The sequence below is a fragment of the Thermococcus prieurii genome (assembly GCF_054657655.1).
The window spans coordinates 525,462-544,617 of sequence record NZ_BAAHYH010000001.1 but is presented as its reverse complement, the minus strand read 5'-3'; the positions used below and the strand labels follow the sequence as shown (position 1 = coordinate 544,617).

The window sequence follows — 19,156 nt, the reverse complement described above, 5'->3', positions numbered from 1 at the left end:
CACTCACGGTGATGTAAATGGATGCGTACCAGAGCGTTGGTATTAGGAGAAGGCTCAGGCGCTTCTTCCGAAGGGACGGGAGGGCGTTAATCTTCGCGATGGACCACGGCTTCGAACACGGGCCGACCGATTTTGAGGAGCAGTGGGAGCACGTTAACCCGAGGGTTATCATAAAGAAGGTTGTCAGGGCCGGAATAGACGGCGTGATGATGCTTCCAGGAATCGCGAGGATTGTCGGCGACGAGGTCAAGCCCAACGTCGGGCTTATGGTCAAGCTCACCAGCAAGACCAACCTCCGTCCGAAGGACGACCAACTCCTCCAGAGCCAGCTGGGCTTCGTTGAAGATGCCGTGAAGCTCGGCGCCGACGCGATAGCGGCGACCGTCTACTGGGGTTCGCCTCAGGAGGACGTCATGATGCGCCAGTTCGCGGAGATAGCGAGCTACGCCCACGACCTCGGCTTCCCTGTTGTGCAGTTCGCCTATCCAAGGGGCCCGTACATCAACGAAAAGTATGGAAAGAAAGAGGACTACCGCGTCGTCATGTACGGGGCGAGGGCTGCGGCAGAGAGTGGCGCGGACATGATAAAGACCTACTGGACCGGCTCAAAGGAGACCTTTGCAAAGGTCGTTGATGCCGCCGCCGGTGTTCCCGTCCTGCTCAGCGGAGGGGCGAAGACGGAAAACCCCGTTGATTTCCTCAAGCTCGTGTGGGAGGTCATAGAGGCCGGGGGTTCAGGAGCCGTCGTTGGTAGGAACATATTCCAGCGCGAGAACCCGGAGCCATTCATAAAGGCCCTTCTCAGGGTAATCCACAGGAACGAGGACCCGGAGGAGGCGGCGAAGGCCGAGGGCCTGCTCTGATTTCGGCATCTGTCTAACTCTTTTTCTTTTCTCGTCGTAAGACTTTTAAATTCCTGTACTTTTCTGTGCACCGGAGGTGATGGAGTTGGCGAAAGTTGAGATTATAGACACAACCTTCCGTGACGCTCACCAGTCGCTGATAGCGACGAGGATGACGACCGAGGACATGCTGAAAATCGCCGAAACGATGGACAAAATCGGATTCTACTCGATGGAGGTATGGGGAGGGGCGACCTTCGACGTCTGCATACGCTACCTCAGGGAAGACCCTTGGGAGAGGCTCCACCTCCTCAGGGAGCACATACGGAAGACGAAGCTCCAGATGCTCCTTCGCGGTCAGAACGTCGTCGGTTACCGACACTACCCCGATGATGTCGTTGAGAAGTTTGTCGAGCTGGCTCACAAGAACGGAATAGACATCTTCCGCATTTTTGACGCCCTCAACGACGTCAGGAACATGGAGGTCGCGATAAAGAAAGCGAAGGAAGTCGGAGCAGAGGTTCAGGGGGCGATAGCATACACCACAGGCAAAGTCTTCACACTGGAGTACTACATGAAGAAAGTCGAGGAGCTCCTAAAGCTCGACGTTGACGTCATAACGATTAAGGACATGGCCGGCCTGCTCACTCCCTGGAAGGCCTACGAGCTGGTCAGCGAGATAAAGGAAACCTACGGCGTCCCAGTTAACGTCCACACCCATTCAACAACGGGAATGGCTGTCGCAACGTATCTGAAGGCGGTGGAAGCTGGAGCCGATTACATCGACACTTCCATAAGTCCATTCGCCTTTGGAACGGCCCAGCCTGGAATACAGACGATATGGCACGCCCTTCCCGAGGCCGTTGGAAGCCACCTCGACAGGGAGCTAATCCACAGGGTTTCCCGCTACCTCAAGAAACTGCTCGAGGAGAAGTACTGGGGGTTACTTCACAAGGAGACGCTCATGGTGAACCCCTACGTCCTTAAGTACCAGGTTCCCGGTGGAATGTTCTCCAACCTCATCGCCCAGCTCAAGGAGATGAACGCCCTCGACAAGCTCGACGAGGTTCTCGAGGAGATTCCGCGCGTTAGGGAAGACCTCGGCTGGCCTCCTTTGGTTACCCCGACGAGCCAGATAGTTGGAACGCAGGCCGTTCTCAACGTCCTCTTTGGCAGGTACAAGCAGATAACCCAGCAGGTTAAGGACTACATCAGGGGCCTCTACGGAAGGCCTCCTGCGGAGATAAACCCCGAGCTCAAAAGGCTCGTCCTCGGCGACGAGGAGCCAATAAGGGAGAGGCCAGGAAGCCTGCTCAAGCCCCAGCTTGGGGAGTGCAGGAAGAAGCTTGAGGAGCTCGGCTACCTCCACAAGGAGGAGGACGTTCTTACCTACTGCCTCTTCCCTGAGGTCGCCCTCGAGTTCTTCAGGGCGAGGGCCGAGGGAAGAATGAAGGTTGAACTTCCAAAGAAAACATCAAAGGTTAAGGTCTACGTCAACGGCGTCGAGTTTGAGGTCGGCATTGAGGGTGTTGATTTTAGTGCGCTCAGATACCTGTCGGGGGCTCGGGGAGCCGTCCCTGCACAGGTTTCCGCACCTGCTTCCCATTCGGTCCCTGCCCCAGCCCAGGCATCTGCCGCTACACCGGCTTCTGTGAGTGTTTCACCGAATACTGTTACTGCTCCGATGCCTGGGAAGATTTTGAGGGTTCTCGTGAGTGAGGGGCAGGAGGTTAGGACTGGTCAGGGTTTGGTTGTGCTTGAGGCTATGAAGATGGAGAACGAGATTCCGGCTCCGAAAGACGGGATTGTAAAGAAAATCTACGTGAAGGAAGGCGACACCGTAAACACCGGCGACCCACTCATAGAACTCGGGTAACGAATGGTCGTGTTAAGCCCGCTTCATTGAAAATCTCTTTTTTCCTCCTTTTTTCCGTGAAAAGTCGAAGTATTTTCGGCTTTTTGCCGAAAGACATTTAAGTATGCAATATGTACATTAAGGTGCAGATACTCTATGGAGGTGCAACCATGAACTCGGCTGTAATAATATTGATAGCGGCGGCCATTTACGTCGGTTTGTATTTTAGCTACGGTAAGGCCCTGCAGAACAAGGTCGTCAAGGCCGACCCCAACAGGCCAACGCCCGCTCACAGGCTCTACGATGGCGTTGACTACGTTCCGGCAAACCCCGTGGTTCTCTACGGACACCACTTCGCGTCGATAGCTGGGGCTGGACCTATCGTCGGTCCCGCTATAGCGATGGCGTGGGGCTGGCTTCCGGGACTCCTGTGGGTCTGGTTTGGAAACGTCTTCATCGGTGCCGTCCACGACTATCTGGCATTGATGTCATCGGTGCGTTACGATGGAAAGTCAGTTCAGTGGATTGCTGGGAAGCTGATGAGCAAGAGAACGAGCATGGCCTTCGAGCTCTACGTCTGGTTCTCACTGGTCCTCGTTGTTGCAGCGTTCGGAGCAGTCATCAGTGGCATCTTCGTCAGTACTCCGGGAGCCGCAACCGCGTCGTGGCTCTTCATGCTGGTTGCAGTAATCCTCGGACTGCTCCTCTACAAGTGGCAGATTGACTTCAAGCTGGGAACCGTCATAGGAATTCTCATGCTGATAGGCGCAATATACGTAGGCTTCAAGTACCCGATACACGCAAGTACGCACACATGGCTTATCGCCCTCGGACTGTACGTTATCATAGCCTCCTCACTACCCGTCTGGATTCTGCTCCAGCCCAGGGACTATCTCAACGCCTACATCCTGTGGTTCGGACTGATTCTCGGCGGCCTTGCATTCATAGTGGTCGGCATTAAGGGCACTGGAACCTTCACGGCACCTGCTTTCACCACATGGAGCGCCCACGTTGTCGGCGGAAAGCCCTCACCATTCTGGCCAACGATTCCGCTCATAATAGCCTGTGGAGCGCTGAGCGGGTTCCACTCCATCGTCGGTTCGGGAACCACGAGCAAACAGCTTGACAACGAGCTCCACGGCCTCATGGTCGGCTACGGTGGAATGTTCACCGAGGGCTTCCTCTCGACCCTCGTTATATCCTCGATAGCGGTGTACGGCTTCCAGGTCTTCAAGGACCTGAAGATACCCATAACAGCCGACAACTGGTACAAGGTCTACGCTCCGATAGTCGGCGCAAAGGGTAACCTCGTTACAGCGGGGCTCCTTCAGAAGCTCGGACTCCAAGTTCCAGCGGGCTTTGAAGCCGTCAAGCTCGGAAAGGTTGGCATCTTCGCCAAGAGCTATGCCTACGGCCTCAACAACGCGTTCGGTATTCCCGTTCACGCGGGAGCACTCTTCGCAAGCCTCTGGGTAGCGGCTTTCGCGCTGACGACCCTCGATACCGCCACAAGGCTCGGCCGCTTTGCATGGCAGGAAATCATGGAGATGGCCCATGGACCGGAGTTCTTGAAGAACAAATGGGTCGCCTCGATAATCCTTGTGGTCTTTGGAATCTACATGGCATGGGGAGGCAACTGGCTCATTATCTGGCCGGCCTTCAGCGGTATGAACCAGATGCTCGCCAGCATTGCCCTTATGACAGCGTCGCTCTGGGTTGCAAAGGTTCAGAACCCGAAAGGTGCCTGGAAGTGGGCAGTGATAATCCCGGCGCTCTTCCTGTGGATTACCGTCACGGCGGCCCTCGTGTGGTTCCTCGTTGTCGTCAAGCCAGGAATCTGGGTCAGCGTCATAACCATCATCGGCCTGCTCCTGAACATAATGCTCGTCATCGATTGGTACGCGGCATGGAGGAGACCGGTCGAGGAGTACGCCGCGATGGCCAGCTGAGGCTTTCGTTCTTTAATTTTTCCTTCTGGAGGTGAGAGCTTGCAGAAGATTAGGGACTTCTTGAAGGGATTCGGCGAGGCCTTCAAACATCAGTCCACGGAGTACATAGAGTTCGAATTGAGAGAACTCGAGAACGTCTTCGCGCTCATCCTGATGGGCTCTTTCATAGGAATCCCCAGCCCGCCGACGACGCTGGTTATGAGGCTCATGCCCCACATGGTCAAGGAAATCCGTGTTATGGAGAGTCGCGCTGTGAACCTCGACGATGTCTTCGCTGAAGTCGCCGGAATGTTCGATATAGACTGAGGTGGTAGCATGAGGGAGTACCTCGTCCCCAAGGAGGGCTTCAGGGTCCTTTTTGTCATAGGAAAGGGTGGAGTCGGCAAAACCACGACGAGCGCTTCAATAGCCGTTGGATTGGCCGAGAGGGGCTACAAAACCCTCATAGTTTCCCTCGACCCCGCCCACAACCTCGGCGACGTCCTCATGGAGAAGCTGAGCGACAAGCCTAAGAGAATCCTCGACAACCTCTACGCGAGCGAGCTCGACATGGAGAAGCTGATTAAGGCCTACCTCAAGCACCTCGAGAAGAACCTCAAGAACATGTACCGCTACCTGACAGTCATAAACCTCGAGAAGTACTTCGAGGTCCTCAGCTACTCCCCGGGAATCGAGGAGTACGCGACGCTTGAGGCCATAAGGGAAATCCTGAGCGATGGCGACCAGTGGGACGTTATCGTCTTCGATACTCCTCCAACTGGCCTAACGCTCCGCGTTTTGGCCCTGCCGAGGATTTCCCTCATCTGGGCCGACAAGCTGATTGACATAAGGCGCAAGATACTCCAGAGGAGGAAGGCGATAGCGAAGATTAAGGGCGAGGAGGAGTACGAGATAGACGGGGAGAAGTTCAAGCTTCCCAAGGACGAGGCGGAGGACCCAGTTATGAAGGAGCTCCTCCAGTACAGGAAGGAGGTCGAGTTCGTCGAGAGAGTGATAACCGACCCTGAGAAAACGAGCGTTGTTGCCGTGATGAATCCCGAGATGCTCCCACTCTACGAGACGGAGAGAGCCTACGAGAGCCTGAAGAAGTTCAACGTCCCGCTGAGGCTCATAGTGGTGAACAAGGTAATCCAGCTCAGGGAGGAAATCCCGGAGCTGAAGGTCAAGATGGAGGCGCAGAAAAAGGTCCTTGAGGAAGTCAAGCGGAAGTTCAGGGGCATAGACATCATAAAGCTCCCGATGTTCGCGGAGGAGCCGAGGGGCCTCGAGTGGCTCAGAAGGCTCGGGGGAATGATTCTTGAGGGAGGAGGTTCTTGAGTTGCTGAAATCAGTTAAGAACCCCTTCACCGGGGTTGACATCGTGAGCGAGGGGCTCGTTTCGACGATTATTGAAGATGAGGAGGGGATACAGATATACCTCGCCTTTGCCCGGAACACTCTCCCGGGCCCGGTTTCAAGTGCACTTGCCTGGCCGGTTCAGGCGAGGATAATCAAGGACATCATGAAGGTCCTTGAGGGGGCCGGAATAGAAAAGTTTGAAATACTCGATGACACTACCCTTCAGAGATATCATCCAGGTGGTGTGTGATGGAAGTTAGCTCAACCTTGCTGTTCGCGCTCATGGTCGTTGCCGCGCTGACATCGATTCAATTCTACAAGGGTCGAAAGCTCAACATTCAGCTGATGGAACACTACCTTCGCTCAATCGAGGAGATTGTAAAGCCCGAGGACAAGGACTACGTGTGGCTCGGCGGCTACATCGGCTTCAGGGCGAGCTATAAGGTGAACCGAGACAACATCAGGAAGTTCGAGTACACGCTAACGCTCCTGCCGAGGCACAGTCTCCTCTACTTCCCGATAGCGCTCCTTACGAGCAGACACGACAAAATTTACTTCGTCATCAGACCTTTCGCCGAGATTAAGCGCGAGGCCCACCTCATTCAGAAGGGCTATTACCGGCTCAGCCCGAACATCGAGAACGAGGACTTTCTTCAGAGGGAAACGATTGAGATAGCCGGCAAGGAGTACGAGGCACTCTACGAGAAGAAGCGGGACGTAATCAAACTCAAGGAGCTCGTCGAGAGCCTTTCAAAGCCCCACAACGTCAAGCACGTTTCTCTGACACCCAAAACCAACGTCTTCTACGTCCTCATGAAGCCCGAGCCCGAAGCAATAGAGCGGGACGTTAAGAAACTCGTCCGCTTCGTCAACGAGAAGCTCAGGGAGAGCGCGTTTTCCTCCTGAGCTATTTTCTCGAAAGCTTTATTTTGTTGAACCGCGAGTTATACATGGTGATACCTTTGGTTAGCATACGCCTCAAGGTCGGTCCCAAGGGGCAGATTGTCATCCCCAAGGTTTTCCGCGAAGCTTATGGCATAAAAGAAGGCGGAGAGGTCATAGTTGAGCCTACAGAGGAGGGTCTCGTTATCAAAAAGCCGCCGAGCAAAGAGGAACTCCTCAGAAAGCTCAAAGAGTATCACGAGAAGCGAAAAGGCACTAAGCCGGTAAAACTGGGGGAGCTAAAGGGAATAAGCCTCGAAGACGAGTTCGACGAGGTCTGGGGGATTGAGGAATGAAGCTCTTCATCGATACAAACCTTTTCGTTTATCTCAACTCACGAATTCCAGAAGACATCGCCGACGAGCTCGATGAATTCTACGCGGACCTTACCCAGAAGCATGAACTCTACACGGATGTGCTGGTTCTCGATGAGTTAATCCACGTCTCAAAGCGCAAGTACGGAATAGCCTACAAGGATACACTCGAATTCATAGACGACATTGTTCTGCCCGCTGTTAGAGTCCTTCCTCTAACGTTTCAGGACTACCTAACGGCCAGACAAATAATCATGAATTACAACCTCCGCCCCTCCGATGCCCTCCACGTTGCGGCTATAGAGAACAACGGCCTTCAGGCGATAGTTAGCGAGGATGAAGATTTTGACGTTCTCCCGCTCAAGCGGGTCTGGCTGGGTGGTTGAGATGGAGGTTTACAAGGCCAAGTTCGGCGAACCAACGCTCGGTTGGGTCATTCTCGTTCACGGCCTTGGGGAGCACAGCGGAAGGTACGGACGGCTGATTAGGGAGCTTAACGAGGCCGGCTTCGCGGTTTACACCTTTGACTGGCCCGGACACGGTAAGAGCCCCGGAAAGAGGGGCCACACAAGCATTGAAGAGGCTATGGAAATAATCGATTACATAATTGCGGAATTAGGTGAGAAGCCGTTCCTCTTCGGCCACAGCCTCGGCGGTTTGACCGTTATCCGATACGCCGAGACGAGGCCCAATAGAATCAGGGGCGTCGTGGCATCTTCCCCGGCCCTCGCCAAGAGCCCGGAAACGCCGGGCTTCACGGTGTCCCTTGCGAAATTCCTCGGAAAGGTTGCCCCTGGTGTTGTTCTCTCCAACGGCATAAAACCGGAACTTCTCTCAAGGAACAAAGATGCCGTGAGGAGGTACGTTGAGGACCCGCTCGTCCACGACAGAATTTCGGCGAAGCTCGGAAGGAGCATCTTCGTTAACATGGAGCTGGCGCACCTTAAAGCGGAGAGAATAGAAGTTCCGGTTCTCCTGCTCGTTGGAACCGGGGACGTGATAACGCCCCCCGAAGGCTCAAGAAGGCTCTTTGAAAGGCTGAAGGTAAGCGACAAAACGCTCAGGGAGTTCGAAGGCGCTTACCATGAGATATTCGAGGACCCCGAGTGGGCGGACGAGTTCTATGGAACAATTGTTCGGTGGCTCATAGATAGGACTTACTCGGAGTGATAATTAACTCTTTTTTACGAGCCATAAACTATTTATTCAGCCCTACCTATTCTCTAATGGGGGTTGCCATGTCATGGGAACCTTCGATGATATCCCTCGCACCAGAGGATTTCATAGTTGAGGGGCTCGCCGAGCTTCTAAGTAAGGCGGGTTTCAAGGAAACCAGAAGGGAGTACAAGAGGAGGGGCAAAGCTCATCTCGTGATAGTCACCGGTGAAAGGGAGGACCCTTTCCAAGGAAAGGAAACTCTGGCAGTTGCGTTACTACGGGGAAAGCCCCCAGAGAGCTGGCTCCATAAGGCCCTACGCGGCGAGGACAAAACGTTTCTCGTAGCCCTTGACGGGCTCGAGTACAATCTCGAGGGAGTTAATGTTCTCAGTCCAGACTGGCTCGCGGAGACCTTTAACCGCTATGCGATAGAACCCCCGAGGACGCTCCTTGAAAAGTTCCTTCCCCGCGAATACGAAGAAGAGGGCGTTCTCAAGGAGTTCATTCTCGACGGTCCGCTTGTAGAGCCGCTGTCCAGCAAAAAGCTCGTTGATGAGGCCAAAAACGTCATCTCCTACAAATACGGCGTCTCCAGGGAAGAAACCAGACTAAAAGAGCTACGGCTCGAGTTCAGGCCCGTATACGTTGTATCATGGGTGAGGGAAAGCGACAGCGGCAAGGCCTTCGTTGATGGGGAGCGAGTGGTGCTCAAAACAGAGGGCGAGCTGAAAGGGTTGGCAATGAAGGTCCTGCTGGAAGACGTTGCAACGGTACTGGCAACTGAGATTAGGCTCAAAGAAGGGGAAGACCCCAGGAAGTTCGTAGTCGAGGAGGCGGCAAAGAGGGAATGGCTTGACCTCCGCGTTGTTCATTCGAGGAAGGCTTACGTCCCCGAGTCCGCGGTTGCGGTTTTCTCAATGGGACCGAACGAGGCCACGGTTGTGTTTGACTTTAAAAGAGGACGCGTGAGTGCAGAGGCGGAACCATTAAGCGAGGAGAGGCTCACAGAGCTCGCGAGAGATGCGGTTAGAGCGGAGATAGGAGAGGAGCCCCTCTCAATCGAGGTTGTCAGAAGGGGCCGCTTTACGGTCATGAGGGGAAAAACTGAACGCTACCTCTTCGAGGTCGAGCTCAACTCCTACAGCGGAAGCCTCAGGAGATTCCATCCGGCACTCACCGAAGAGGCCATGTTCGGGGTCGTCCTATCAAAGTACGACGGAGCCAGGGTAATAGGTGTTGAGAGGCGTTCAAACGCAGTGTTCATAGACCTTCTCACGGAGAAAGGCGTGCTTACCGTAAAGCTCGACCAGAGAACTGGGAACATCCTTGAGACCAGCAACCTTGGTGCTCCCATTGAGGTTCTGCGCAGAGTTGCGGGCGATATCGTTGAGGTCGCAAAAAACCTCGAACTGAAGACCTGTCACGTAATAGACCACGGGATAGTTAAGGCCGAGTTCGAGGGAGAGGGGTTCAGGGCATCCATAACATACGAGGGGGAAACCGGGAGAGTACTCGAAGGGGACCTGGAGATTGAGAAGAACATCGCAGTGGAAGTGGCACTGAGGAAGTACAGGGGATTCGCGCCGATATTCATCGAGGAATCCGAAGAGGGGTTCACAGTTACGCTTGAGGGGGACAGGAACGTCGTTAAGGTTTTTGTCTCCCGCTCCGGCGAACTCATGGAGCTCGACCGCTTCCTCAAGAAGGAGGTCGTTGAGGAAATCGCGCTCTCCAAAATCCGCGAAGTTGAGCCGAGTCCCTCGATTGAGGGCCTCAAGCTGTCCGACCACTGGGAGGTTGAATTTACCGGTGTGAAAGCCTTTGGACGGTTGACCATCCACCGGACGAGCGGAGAAGTTCTCGATTTTGACTACCAGTACATAGAAAGCACAATAGCGAAGTCGTTTGAGGAGTTCATCAGGACCACCTACGGAGATTCCATCGAAGTTGAGTGGGTGGCACACAACATTGAGGAGGGCTACGCGGGAATAAAGGGGATTGGAAGGAGGGGAATCTACTTCGGCAAGTACAACACTCTAACCGGGGAGCTAATCGAGCACGACTTCATTCCAGGAAGCGGCATCGCCTCAAAGATTAAACTGGCCCAGCTCGAGGGCAAGTACGCCGTCAAATGACGTCTCTCCTGTCGATGATGTGTTCCAGCTCGGGTCCGGTCTTTATGAGCCCTACAGGAACCCCAACCCTCTCTTCTATTTCTTCCACGAACTCCTTCGCCTTCTTCGGCAGTTTATCGTAGTCGGTTACTCCGAAGGCGTTCTTATCGTACTTGTCGAGCATCGTGAGCGCTATCATAGTTGCCCCGTTGATTCTCGCGGAGTAGCGGGCGAAGTCAAAGTCAAACCAGCCGACGCGCCTCCTCCTACCGGTTACAGTTCCGTACTCAACGAGACCGAGCCTCTCGGCTTCTTCCTGACTCATCTCCGTCGGGAAAGGCCCGGCACCGACCCTCGTCGGAAAGCTCTTGAAGACCACTATGACGTCGTCAACCCTCGTCGGGCCAACTCCGACATCGCTCGCTATGGCGGAGGCTGTGGTGTCCTTGGAGGTCACGTAGGGATAGGTGCCGTAGTAGAGACTCAGCCCGAACCCCTGGGTTCCCTCGATGAGGACGAGCTTTCCCTCGTCAAGCGCGTCGTTCACCTCTTCCGCCACGTCCGTCAGGTAGGGCTCGAGCTCGGGGATGTCCTTTGCGAGCTTTGCCCTCCTCATGACCCTGTCCGCATTAGCCGGCCCGCAACCGCTTCCCGTCGTTCCTATCTTCTCATGTAGGTGGCTGTTGGAGCGGTCGAGTTGCTTGTGTTTTTCCTCGATTATCGCGCAACGGTGGTCTATTCCAACCCTCTCGGCGACGTTGAAGTCCCTGAGATGCTCGAGCTCGTGGAAGAAAACCTCCGGGTCAACGAGGACGCCGGCCCCAACGAGGAGCCGTGCCTTTGTTTGCATGAAACCCGTTGGAAGCTGTCTCACCGCGTATTTCTTTCCGTTGATAAAAACGCTGTGTCCTGCGTTCGTTCCAACGCCGCCGCGCGCTATTATTTCCGGCTCGTCCTTCAGGGCAAGGTATGCTATGATGGAACCCTTGCCCTCGTCTCCCCATTGACCGCCAACAACGATGTAGCTCGGCATGGCTCCTTACCAAAGTTTAAGTCAATAAGGGCCTTATAACGGTTTCGAAATTAACAGAAATTTGTTAATTCCCTGCCGGCGGTCTTGGGAATTTCAACGTCTCGGAGCACAACCTTAAAGTACGTTGGTGCCCAATGTAGTAATGTGATGCCCGATGGTGAAGGCCCCCAAGGTTGACGTTAAGGTTGTCCTGGAAAACGGCAAGTTGCTTCTCGTCGAGTGCCCCAGCGAGAAGGTAATCTGCGAGTTCACCCTGGACGACCTTGCGGAGATTATTGAGTTCCGCTACGCAACGCCCTGGAACAAGAGTAAGGACATCCTTGAAAAACTCGTCATTATCATAAACGACCTCGTTAACGCTTACTCAAACGTTCCCGAGAGGCCCCCCACGAAGGAGGACCTGATGAAGGCCGTGAAGCTCAGGATGAGCTACTCAGAGAAAGAGACTTAAGGGGCCCGGTTCTACTCCCCCGGGGTTGAACATGAAGAACAAGCTAATCGTAATCACTGGGGGAGCCGGCTTTATAGGCTCGCACATAGCCTGGGAGCTGGTCAAGGACAACGAGGTCATCGTTATTGACAACCTCTACACAGGAAAAGCCGAGAACGTTCCGCCGGGTGCGAGGCTGGTTAAGGCCGACATAAGGGACTACGAGGCGATAGCCGAGCTGATAAGCAACGCCGACTACGTCTTCCACGAGGCGGCGCAGGTGAGCGTCGTTGAGAGCATACGCGACCCGATTTTCACCGAGGAGGTCAACGTTCTCGGAACCCTCAACATCATCAGGGCTCTTCTTGAGGGACACGGAAAGCTAATCTTCGCCTCCTCTGCCGCCGTCTACGGCGATAACCCCAACCTCCCGCTGAAGGAAAGGGAACGGCCGAGACCGCTCTCGCCCTACGGCGTAACGAAGGCTACCGTTGAAGAGTACCTTCGCGTTTACCACGAGCTCTACGGTTTACCGGTCGTTGCGCTCCGCTACTTCAACGTCTTCGGGCCGAGGCAGGGCTTTAACCAGTACGCGGGAGTGATAAGCATTTTCATCAACAGGGCCTTAACCGGAGAGCCCCTCGTAATCTTCGGCGACGGAAAGCAGACGAGGGATTTTATCTACGTGAAGGACGTCGTTAGGGCAAACATTCTCGTGGCCGAGAGCAAGCGCGCCAACGGTAGGGTCTTCAACGTTGCAACCGGAAAGCAGACGAGCATTCTCGAACTCGCGATGAAAATAATCGAGATAACAAGGACGACGAGCTCGATAGTCTTCGACAAGCCGAGACCCGGCGACATAAGGCACAGCCTCGCGGACATAACGGAAATCAAAAAGCTCGGCTTCGAGCCCGAGTGGAGCCTCGAGGAAGGGCTTAAGAAGACGGTGGAGTGGTATCAGGGGCGGAAGTAGAGAGTGAAAGTGTAGATCCCACTGGAAGGGGCAGAACACGTTGCGGGGAGGGATACTTTGGGGGGACTGCTCGCAAAGGGTCGGACGCCAATCCAGTAGTAGTGACTGCCACTATTGGCATTGTACTGCCCCAAGATGGGTGGAATTAGGGTTCCTCTAACTTTAGTAGAGCCAAGGAAGGTCCCGTTTAGATAAAGGCCTATGTTTTTAGTCAGATTGTTGAAGGCCACTGAATACAATCCACTTGAGGATAGTGGAATGTTGTCATTCACCACACTATACGACCATAGGCTAAGCTGACTTGGATTGGTGCCCGCAAGTGTAACTGACCCGAGCTGATATGAATAAGATAACGTTGAAAATGATACCCAGTAATTGATACCGATTCCATACAGATAGTAGATACCCCTCCTATACCGATAAAATCCCAAAAACATCGGACCTGGATGATAACTATTAGGAATATCTAAGTTGGCATAGGTATCAATGACGTAGCCTGTGTATCCAAGTGCGGAAATCCTTGAAAGATTCACACCAATCTGGTGTAACGTCATCTCGGACAGCCCTAAATTCTCGGTAAAGTTCCAAAATACCCTGTTTGGGTCAAAATACTGACTTGTCCCCGTTCCGTTGAGGTGTATTATTATCTCCCGCATGGAGTTAGCCGGCACGGTGTAGTTCACCCAGAACCATATTTTATTGTTCGCTGAATCATTAAACGCCCAGAAGTACAGCCGTTTCCCGGAGGAGTCCGTTACGTAAACCTTCGAGAGATTGGGGATGCACGAGGGAGAAACCGTGAAGTTAATCACGTAGTCCCTCAGTTCCGGGTTTCCGGTGTTGTTAATCGTCACGTTTATCTGGGGAACGCCCACGGGTAGAGGAGAGTAGGAAGCAGAGCCAATGCCAATTCCTTCCGATGTAAGGGAAATCCTCCCCAGGCACAAAGTAGTTCCTCCAGTTACTGTCCCTTCTGCGTTAACAATCTCTGGTTCCGGAGGATTTAAGAAAGGGGACACAATGTAGGTAGGACTGGCGTTTAACGTGAGCTGATACACTGCCCCGGCTGAGATACCCGAGTTCGTCGAGAACGTGGCTCTGACGACATCAAGGGTTGGATAAGCATCACCAAGGGAACGGTATCCTAAAATCTCAATTCTGGCGGTGAAATTGACCGGTCCACCCACGTCGTTGGAGAAAACAACGGAGGCCCCGGTGAGGGTCCACCTTTGTATCAACCCTCCTGATTTTGACCAGTGAAGGGTTATCGTCGCCCACCCTACTGGACTCTTTAGTTCACAGCTACCGCTTGTGATAGGCTGAACTCCAAGGGTGATGTTAGGAACAGCTAACCCTATCGTCACAAGGAGCACGAGGGGGATGAAGAGCAGTAACGTGAACTTCTTAGACTTCAGACGACGCATCACCGAACATCGGCGAAAGGACTTAAATCTTTAACCTTTTGGGGACAAAGTAAAAGAACAGAACACCAAGAATCGTAACCAATCGTTAAGATTTGGTCGCCTGCAACTCCTGCGCCCTCTTAGCCAGCTCCCCGAGCTGGGCCTCAAGCTTCTTAAGCGCTTCCTGTGTCTTCGCGATTGCCTCATCGTACTCCTTTATGCGCTCCTCGAGGTATTCGATGGCGCTATCGAGGTTCTTCTCGACGGCGTAGCCGGCGCCAACGCTCACAATCGCGTTCTCCTTGTCGGTTATCTTGCCCTTGAGGAAGGAACCGGCCCCAATCGGAACGAGGATTTCAACCTCCCCCTCGGTCTTCTTGAGCTCTTCCAGCGTCTCCTTGACGGCCTTGAACTCGTCCCTTCCAAGGGTAAGGAGCTCAAGGTTCTGGGCCAGCAACTGAGCCTGGGCCTGCAGGAGCTGATACTCGTAAGCGAGCTTCTCCATCTCCTTCTCAACCATCGCTACCACCGGAGAAACTACGGAGGGAGGCTTTTAAGGTTTGGGTTAAAAGAAAAGGGGAATCAACCGAGGATTTCCTCAGCGATTCTCTCGGCAATCTCCTTGAGCGCTTTGCTCGCCGGGCTGTCAGGGAAGGCCTCGACAACCGGCTTAAGCATCGCCATGCTCTTCGGAATGGCCTTGTCGTAGGGGACCTCTCCGATAACGGGAATCCCTTCGGCCTCGGCCCACTCCTTAAGGGCGGTAAAGCCCGGGTTCAGGTCGGCCTTGTTGATTATCAGGTAAGCAGGTTGCCTGAAGTGCTGGACGACCTTGTAAGCCCTCTGAACGTCGCTGAGCGAGGCGGGAGTAGGCTCGGCAATCAGTATCGTCAAATCGGCCCCGCCTATGCTCGCTATCACCTGACAGCCAATTCCAGCAGCGGAGTCAACTATCATGTGCTCCAGGTTGAGCTCGTCCATCAGCTTCTTCGCCCACTCCTTCTCCTCGGTGACGAGCTTACCACTCTCGGGCCTTCCGACGTCGAGCTGGGCCGAGATTATTGGGAATCCGTACTTGGTAGTTGCCTTCCTGATGACGCCGGAGCGGGCCTGCTCAAGGGTTATAGTGCCCGGAACTGGGCAGACGAGGCCACAGACGTTGCAACCCTCGCAGGTGAGCTCGTTGACGACGTAGTTGCCGTCCTCGTCAATGTAGATGCTCTCGTATGGACATCTTTCATAGCAGATTCCACAGCGGACGCAGGTCTCGGTGTTTATCTTAGCCACCTTCGCTCCTATGTGCTCCCTCTCTTCCTCCCACTCCTCAACGCCGAGGAGAAGGCCGAGGTTAGGTGCTTCGGCATCCGCATCAACCGCTATGAGCCTGTACCTATCCTTCAGGAAGTAGAGGAGCGACGCCGTTATCGTGCTCTTCCCGACGCCACCCTTACCGCTCGCAATCGCTACCTGCATCACTCACCACCCCCGAGGAAGTCGGCAACCTTCTCGGCCAGCTCGCGGAAGATTTTCGCCTCGGGAACGTTTTCAAGCACCACAGGCCTTCCGCTTACGTAGCTCCTCACGATGTTTTCGCTGTAGGGGATTTCAGCAACGACCTCAGCGCCGTAGCTTTCAGCTATCTCCCTGACCTTCTCAACGTCGCCGAGGTCCGAGCGGTTGACCACGACCCATGTCTTAAGCTTCATCAGCTTTCCGAGCTTTAGAATCAGCTCGGTGTCGTGGATTCCGAGCGGGGTCGGCTCGGTTACCGCGATGAGGAGCTTCGACCCCTCTATGGCCTTCGAGACGGTGTTGCCGGTTCCTGCCGCCGTGTCAACCATCAGGAGCTCGTAGTCGAGGTTTCTGGCCCTCTTCTTGGCCTCGACGACGAGGGGCATAGAGCGCTCCTCGCCTTCCCTAAGCTTCCCCGTGACGAGGGTGAAGCCGTAGGGCGTTTCCGTCACGTAGGTGTGGCCGATGACGCGGAAGGCTTCCAGAATCGCCCCCGGAACGGGGCAGACTATTTCACAGGCCCGACAGCCCGAACAGAGGTTCGGCATGAGGAAGGGCGTCCCGTCCTTGAGGGTTATTATCGCGTGCTCCTCGCAGACTTCTGCACACTTCCTGCACTTGGTGCACTTTGAGTAGTCGAACTTCGGCATGAACTGGTTCACAGGCTCCTCGCTGGCCAGCTCAACGCCGAGGAGCAGGTGGTCGTTCGGCGCCTCTACGTCCAAGTCAGCTAAGACCAGCTTGAAGCGCCTCGCAAGCTCGACCGCAAGGTTAATCGCGACTGTTGACTTTCCGGTTCCTCCCTTTCCACCGCTCACGGCTATCTGCAAGCTCTCACCTCCGGAAATTAGGGAAGCCGAATTCCTTTTAAGCTTTGTGCATAATCACGAAAGTCGCGAAAGATTTTTATTCACTTAAGGTTATTAAAACTCGGTGATGGGTATGGAGAGCGTCGTTAGGATAGAGAAAAAGAAGGCCGAAGTTTACAGGGCATTGATTCCGCTCGTCCCAAGGGACTTTAAGGACGACCTTAAACTGCTCGCGAGCCACGCCGAGAGGAACGCGAAGCTCCTCGAGGGCGTTGAGATACCTGCAGACACGAGGGGACTGAAGGAAGTCGAGGTTGCCCTTGAGTTCCTCGAGAAGGCACTCGCCGACCCAGAAGCGACCGTTGAGGACTACTACCGCTACGCCATCGACGCCGAGGAAGCGACGGCAAGGCTTTACTCGGAGCTGAGCATGAGGGCCAAATCAGAAAAGGCAAGGAGGCTCTTCCGCTGGCTGGCGGAGATAAGCAGGGAGCACGCCGAAATCCTGAGGAGGCACCTTGAGATGTGGGAGTTCATGCAGGAGAACGTTGAAGAGGAGGAGATTCCAGAGGATTTAATCGAGCAGTGGTTCGAGGACATCGACCTGTGATTAGGCTCCCCTAAATCTTTTTAAAGGGCCTTTCGAGCTTTCACCGGTGATGCTCATGAGGTGCCTCAAGGTCGCGTTCGGAATGGAGGACGACGAGAAGCTCATTGATGCGCACTACGGCGACTCCGAGTTCTTCGCAATCTACGAGGTCTGTGAAGACGGGAGCGTGAGGCTCATCGAGAAGAGGCCGAACAAAGCTAAAGATTTTGAAGAGGAGCACGACGAGGGCCACGGTGACCCGAGGAAGTTTAAAGCGGTGGTGAGCCAGCTCCTTGACGTTGACGTTCTTGCCGCGTTCAGAATGGGGCCGAACTTCCTGAGGATTCGCGACAAGACCAACAAGGTCGCCTTCTTCACGAGGACGAGGGATTTGAAGCTCGCCCTGCAGAGGCTCATTGAGAACTTCGACGACCTCTGGGAGCAGGTGCAGGCAAAGAAGGCCGAAAAGCCACCAATCGAGGAGTGAGCCATGCGCTTCTGGGGCATAGAGCCGAAGGTGGCGCTTTTCGCTTTTCCCTATGCGCTCCTCACCTTCTACCTGAACTCCGCCCTTGGACTCCGAACTCCGAGATTCCCGGAAGTCGGGGCAGTTCTCGTTATCGTCGGAGTTGCACTGTGGCTCATCTGCTACTTTCAGGTTTCAATGGCTTACAGGGAAGGAAAACTGCTGACGGACGGCTGTTACTCCCGCGTCAGGCACCCGATATACTCCATTTGGGGTTTCCTGATAATCCCCGGCTTCTCCCTTGCCGTCGGTGGCTTTATGCTCGGCTTACCCCTTGTTTACTGGTTCGCCGTGGTGAAGTTTATAGGCGATGAGGAGAAGGTCCTTGAGGAGCGATTCGGCGATGGGTGGCGGGAATATGCAGAGAGAACGCCCCGGTTCCTACCGAGGCTTTGAGCTCCTGCCGGTTCACCTCTACGTTCTCGTTCATCTGAAGAAAGCAGGAGTTGATTACGCCAAGATGATGGCGAAGGTGAGCGGTTTACCGCTTGAGCTAATCGAAGATGCGATAAAGGACCTCCTTGAGCTGGGACTCATCGAACGCGACTCAGGGAGCGCGATAAAGAGGAGCAGGGCACGTTTCAAGAAGGCCTTCGAGGTTCACAAGCACCATACCTACTACCATCTATCCCGCGAGGGCGAGCTCTTCGTCCGCTCCATTGACGAGAGGTGGCTTAAGCGGTACTTCAACGCCCTCTTTCCCGACGGCTGGAAGGTCGTTAACGCCCTTGCAGGAAGCAGGGACGTGAGGGAAGCGGGCAGAAAGGTTCAACTCAACGACGACACAATCGAGGAGCTCAAGGTCTTCCGCTTCGTTACGGAAAAGGGAAGGAAAACGGAGTTCTTCAAGAGGCTGTGGGAGTTCGTTATGAAATGAGAAAACGAAAAGCCTGAATCAGCTCCCGTTCTCCCTTGCGGCAATTGCATTCTGCAGGAGATTAATTGCGTTGGTGATGTCAACGTAGGCAAGCCTAACGTGAAGGAACACGAAGTAGTCCCCAAGGCTGGCAAGGATGCAACCGCCGTTTGAGAGGTTCTTTGCGACTGCGATTTCCTTGGTGGCGTTTTCGTAAAGTGCAAGGGCCTTGGAAAGGGTCTGGTTATCAACGCCCACCTGTACCGCCTTCTGGTACGTGGAGTTAAACGTCTGGACCATTGAGGTGTAGCTCCTGTAGTACCTGAGTGTGAGTCCTGCAACCGTTGAAGCAGACTGCGGTGAGAATGCCGCGGCGGTCACTGGCACTGCAACGAGAATCAAGAGAAGGAGCATTCCCGCAAGCTTTTTCATGATGTGTCACCTCCTTCATATGCCAATGCCTACCGTTCGTTATAAATTTTGTTATTGTACAACTCAGTTATGGAAAAGTTC

23 protein-coding genes are annotated in these 19,156 nt (G+C 54.3%); 17 read left to right on the top strand and 6 right to left on the bottom strand.

The window, feature by feature from the left end; genetic code table 11:
• The first annotated feature begins 17 nt into the window (after positions 1–17).
• The 11 genes from fba to ACYQ04_RS03105 all read left to right on the top strand — a co-directional run bounded on the left by fba (position 18) and on the right by ACYQ04_RS03105 (position 10,533).
• Positions 18–863, top strand: a complete 846-nt coding sequence (gene fba / locus ACYQ04_RS03155; RefSeq protein ID WP_460127199.1) for a class I fructose-bisphosphate aldolase — start codon at positions 18–20, stop codon at positions 861–863.
• Between the two features lie 85 nt (positions 864–948).
• Positions 949–2,718: a pyruvate/oxaloacetate carboxyltransferase gene (locus ACYQ04_RS03150; protein WP_460127321.1), complete on the top strand. Its 1,770-nt coding sequence runs from the start codon at positions 949–951 to the stop codon at positions 2,716–2,718.
• A gap of 149 nt (positions 2,719–2,867) precedes the next feature.
• On the top strand, positions 2,868–4,646 hold the full coding sequence (locus ACYQ04_RS03145) for a carbon starvation CstA family protein (protein WP_460127198.1): 1,779 nt from the start codon (positions 2,868–2,870) through the stop codon (positions 4,644–4,646).
• A 39-nt stretch (positions 4,647–4,685) separates the two neighbouring features.
• Positions 4,686–4,952, top strand: coding sequence for a DUF7990 family protein (locus ACYQ04_RS03140; RefSeq protein WP_460127197.1), 267 nt, complete (start codon positions 4,686–4,688; stop codon positions 4,950–4,952).
• Positions 4,953–4,961: 9 nt separating this feature from the next.
• The gene (locus ACYQ04_RS03135; RefSeq protein WP_460127196.1) at positions 4,962–5,963 is read left to right on the top strand and encodes an ArsA family ATPase; all 1,002 of its coding nucleotides are present in this window, start codon (positions 4,962–4,964) and stop codon (positions 5,961–5,963) included.
• Positions 5,944–6,234 carry an iron-sulfur cluster assembly protein gene (locus tag ACYQ04_RS03130; RefSeq protein WP_460127195.1) on the top strand — a complete coding sequence of 97 codons (291 nt, stop codon included), beginning with the start codon at positions 5,944–5,946 and terminating at the stop codon, positions 6,232–6,234. Before ACYQ04_RS03135 ends, ACYQ04_RS03130 begins: the two co-directional genes overlap by 20 nt.
• Entirely contained in the window at positions 6,234–6,890 is a 657-nt protein-coding gene (locus tag ACYQ04_RS03125; RefSeq protein WP_460127194.1) for a hypothetical protein, read from the top strand. The genes ACYQ04_RS03130 and ACYQ04_RS03125 overlap by 1 nt, the downstream gene beginning before the upstream one ends.
• A 44-nt stretch (positions 6,891–6,934) precedes the next feature.
• Complete coding sequence (locus ACYQ04_RS03120; RefSeq protein ID WP_460127193.1) at positions 6,935–7,222, top strand: AbrB/MazE/SpoVT family DNA-binding domain-containing protein; 288 nt, start codon at positions 6,935–6,937, stop codon at positions 7,220–7,222.
• On the top strand, positions 7,219–7,626 hold the full coding sequence (locus tag ACYQ04_RS03115; RefSeq protein WP_460127192.1) for a type II toxin-antitoxin system VapC family toxin: 408 nt from the start codon (positions 7,219–7,221) through the stop codon (positions 7,624–7,626). Before ACYQ04_RS03120 ends, ACYQ04_RS03115 begins: the two co-directional genes overlap by 4 nt.
• A gap of 1 nt (position 7,627) precedes the next feature.
• Positions 7,628–8,410: an alpha/beta hydrolase gene (locus ACYQ04_RS03110; RefSeq protein WP_460127320.1), complete on the top strand. Its 783-nt coding sequence runs from the start codon at positions 7,628–7,630 to the stop codon at positions 8,408–8,410.
• A gap of 68 nt (positions 8,411–8,478) precedes the next feature.
• The gene (locus tag ACYQ04_RS03105; RefSeq protein ID WP_460127191.1) at positions 8,479–10,533 is read left to right on the top strand and encodes a hypothetical protein; all 2,055 of its coding nucleotides are present in this window, start codon (positions 8,479–8,481) and stop codon (positions 10,531–10,533) included.
• Here the strand turns inward: ACYQ04_RS03105 and ACYQ04_RS03100 are convergent.
• The gene (locus ACYQ04_RS03100; RefSeq protein ID WP_460127190.1) at positions 10,526–11,545 is read right to left on the bottom strand and encodes an adenylosuccinate synthetase; all 1,020 of its coding nucleotides are present in this window, start codon (positions 11,543–11,545) and stop codon (positions 10,526–10,528) included. The genes ACYQ04_RS03105 and ACYQ04_RS03100 overlap by 8 nt on opposite strands.
• A gap of 154 nt (positions 11,546–11,699) precedes the next feature.
• On the opposite strand from ACYQ04_RS03100, the gene ACYQ04_RS03095 reads away from it, so the two are divergent.
• A complete protein-coding gene (locus ACYQ04_RS03095; RefSeq protein WP_099211427.1) occupies positions 11,700–11,996 on the top strand; it encodes a hypothetical protein in 297 nt (98 codons plus the stop codon).
• 31 nt (positions 11,997–12,027) lie between these two features.
• A complete protein-coding gene (locus tag ACYQ04_RS03090) occupies positions 12,028–12,948 on the top strand; it encodes an SDR family oxidoreductase (RefSeq protein WP_460127189.1) in 921 nt (306 codons plus the stop codon).
• On the opposite strand, the gene ACYQ04_RS03085 is transcribed toward ACYQ04_RS03090, so the two are convergent.
• The 4 genes from ACYQ04_RS03085 to ACYQ04_RS03070 all read right to left on the bottom strand — a co-directional run bounded on the left by ACYQ04_RS03085 (position 12,933) and on the right by ACYQ04_RS03070 (position 16,693).
• On the bottom strand, positions 12,933–14,375 hold the full coding sequence (locus tag ACYQ04_RS03085; protein ID WP_460127188.1) for a hypothetical protein: 1,443 nt from the start codon (positions 14,373–14,375) through the stop codon (positions 12,933–12,935). The two genes, ACYQ04_RS03090 and ACYQ04_RS03085, sit on opposite strands and share 16 nt — an antisense overlap.
• Before the next feature lie 82 nt (positions 14,376–14,457).
• A complete protein-coding gene (pfdA, locus tag ACYQ04_RS03080; RefSeq protein ID WP_460127318.1) occupies positions 14,458–14,871 on the bottom strand; it encodes a prefoldin subunit alpha in 414 nt (137 codons plus the stop codon).
• Positions 14,872–14,933: 62 nt separating this feature from the next.
• The gene (locus tag ACYQ04_RS03075) at positions 14,934–15,824 is read right to left on the bottom strand and encodes a nucleotide-binding protein (RefSeq protein ID WP_460127187.1); all 891 of its coding nucleotides are present in this window, start codon (positions 15,822–15,824) and stop codon (positions 14,934–14,936) included.
• Complete coding sequence (locus ACYQ04_RS03070; RefSeq protein WP_460127186.1) at positions 15,824–16,693, bottom strand: P-loop NTPase; 870 nt, start codon at positions 16,691–16,693, stop codon at positions 15,824–15,826. Before ACYQ04_RS03070 ends, ACYQ04_RS03075 begins: the two co-directional genes overlap by 1 nt.
• Positions 16,694–16,799: 106 nt before the next feature.
• Between ACYQ04_RS03070 and ACYQ04_RS03065 the strand changes: the two genes are divergently transcribed.
• From ACYQ04_RS03065 to ACYQ04_RS03050, 4 genes are read left to right on the top strand one after another with little or no spacing between them, the layout of a single operon-like run.
• A complete protein-coding gene (locus ACYQ04_RS03065; RefSeq protein WP_460127317.1) occupies positions 16,800–17,282 on the top strand; it encodes a ferritin family protein in 483 nt (160 codons plus the stop codon).
• A gap of 55 nt (positions 17,283–17,337) precedes the next feature.
• Complete coding sequence (locus tag ACYQ04_RS03060; protein WP_460127315.1) at positions 17,338–17,748, top strand: NifB/NifX family molybdenum-iron cluster-binding protein; 411 nt, start codon at positions 17,338–17,340, stop codon at positions 17,746–17,748.
• 3 nt (positions 17,749–17,751) lie between these two features.
• The gene (locus tag ACYQ04_RS03055; protein WP_460127185.1) at positions 17,752–18,183 is read left to right on the top strand and encodes a methyltransferase family protein; all 432 of its coding nucleotides are present in this window, start codon (positions 17,752–17,754) and stop codon (positions 18,181–18,183) included.
• Entirely contained in the window at positions 18,146–18,664 is a 519-nt protein-coding gene (locus ACYQ04_RS03050; RefSeq protein ID WP_460127184.1) for a DUF2250 domain-containing protein, read from the top strand. Before ACYQ04_RS03055 ends, ACYQ04_RS03050 begins: the two co-directional genes overlap by 38 nt.
• A gap of 18 nt (positions 18,665–18,682) precedes the next feature.
• Here ACYQ04_RS03050 and ACYQ04_RS03045 read toward each other — a convergent pair whose 3' ends face one another.
• Positions 18,683–19,075, bottom strand: coding sequence for a hypothetical protein (locus ACYQ04_RS03045; RefSeq protein WP_460127183.1), 393 nt, complete (start codon positions 19,073–19,075; stop codon positions 18,683–18,685).
• Positions 19,076–19,156 lie beyond the last annotated feature (81 nt).

Coding starts and splice junctions, on each gene's coding strand:
- fba (WP_460127199.1), top strand. CDS start 18: ATGGATGCGTACCAGAGCGTTGGTATTAGGAGAAGGCTCAGGCGCTTC.
- ACYQ04_RS03145 (WP_460127198.1), top strand. CDS start 2,868: ATGAACTCGGCTGTAATAATATTGATAGCGGCGGCCATTTACGTCGGT.
- ACYQ04_RS03135 (WP_460127196.1), top strand. CDS start 4,962: ATGAGGGAGTACCTCGTCCCCAAGGAGGGCTTCAGGGTCCTTTTTGTC.
- ACYQ04_RS03125 (WP_460127194.1), top strand. CDS start 6,234: ATGGAAGTTAGCTCAACCTTGCTGTTCGCGCTCATGGTCGTTGCCGCG.
- ACYQ04_RS03120 (WP_460127193.1), top strand. CDS start 6,935: ATGGTGATACCTTTGGTTAGCATACGCCTCAAGGTCGGTCCCAAGGGG.
- ACYQ04_RS03115 (WP_460127192.1), top strand. CDS start 7,219: ATGAAGCTCTTCATCGATACAAACCTTTTCGTTTATCTCAACTCACGA.
- ACYQ04_RS03110 (WP_460127320.1), top strand. CDS start 7,628: ATGGAGGTTTACAAGGCCAAGTTCGGCGAACCAACGCTCGGTTGGGTC.
- ACYQ04_RS03105 (WP_460127191.1), top strand. CDS start 8,479: ATGTCATGGGAACCTTCGATGATATCCCTCGCACCAGAGGATTTCATA.
- ACYQ04_RS03100 (WP_460127190.1), bottom strand. CDS start 11,545: ATGCCGAGCTACATCGTTGTTGGCGGTCAATGGGGAGACGAGGGCAAG.
- ACYQ04_RS03095 (WP_099211427.1), top strand. CDS start 11,700: ATGGTGAAGGCCCCCAAGGTTGACGTTAAGGTTGTCCTGGAAAACGGC.
- ACYQ04_RS03090 (WP_460127189.1), top strand. CDS start 12,028: ATGAAGAACAAGCTAATCGTAATCACTGGGGGAGCCGGCTTTATAGGC.
- pfdA (WP_460127318.1), bottom strand. CDS start 14,871: ATGGTTGAGAAGGAGATGGAGAAGCTCGCTTACGAGTATCAGCTCCTG.
- ACYQ04_RS03075 (WP_460127187.1), bottom strand. CDS start 15,824: ATGCAGGTAGCGATTGCGAGCGGTAAGGGTGGCGTCGGGAAGAGCACG.
- ACYQ04_RS03065 (WP_460127317.1), top strand. CDS start 16,800: ATGGGTATGGAGAGCGTCGTTAGGATAGAGAAAAAGAAGGCCGAAGTT.
- ACYQ04_RS03060 (WP_460127315.1), top strand. CDS start 17,338: ATGAGGTGCCTCAAGGTCGCGTTCGGAATGGAGGACGACGAGAAGCTC.
- ACYQ04_RS03055 (WP_460127185.1), top strand. CDS start 17,752: ATGCGCTTCTGGGGCATAGAGCCGAAGGTGGCGCTTTTCGCTTTTCCC.
- ACYQ04_RS03050 (WP_460127184.1), top strand. CDS start 18,146: ATGCAGAGAGAACGCCCCGGTTCCTACCGAGGCTTTGAGCTCCTGCCG.
- ACYQ04_RS03045 (WP_460127183.1), bottom strand. CDS start 19,075: ATGAAAAAGCTTGCGGGAATGCTCCTTCTCTTGATTCTCGTTGCAGTG.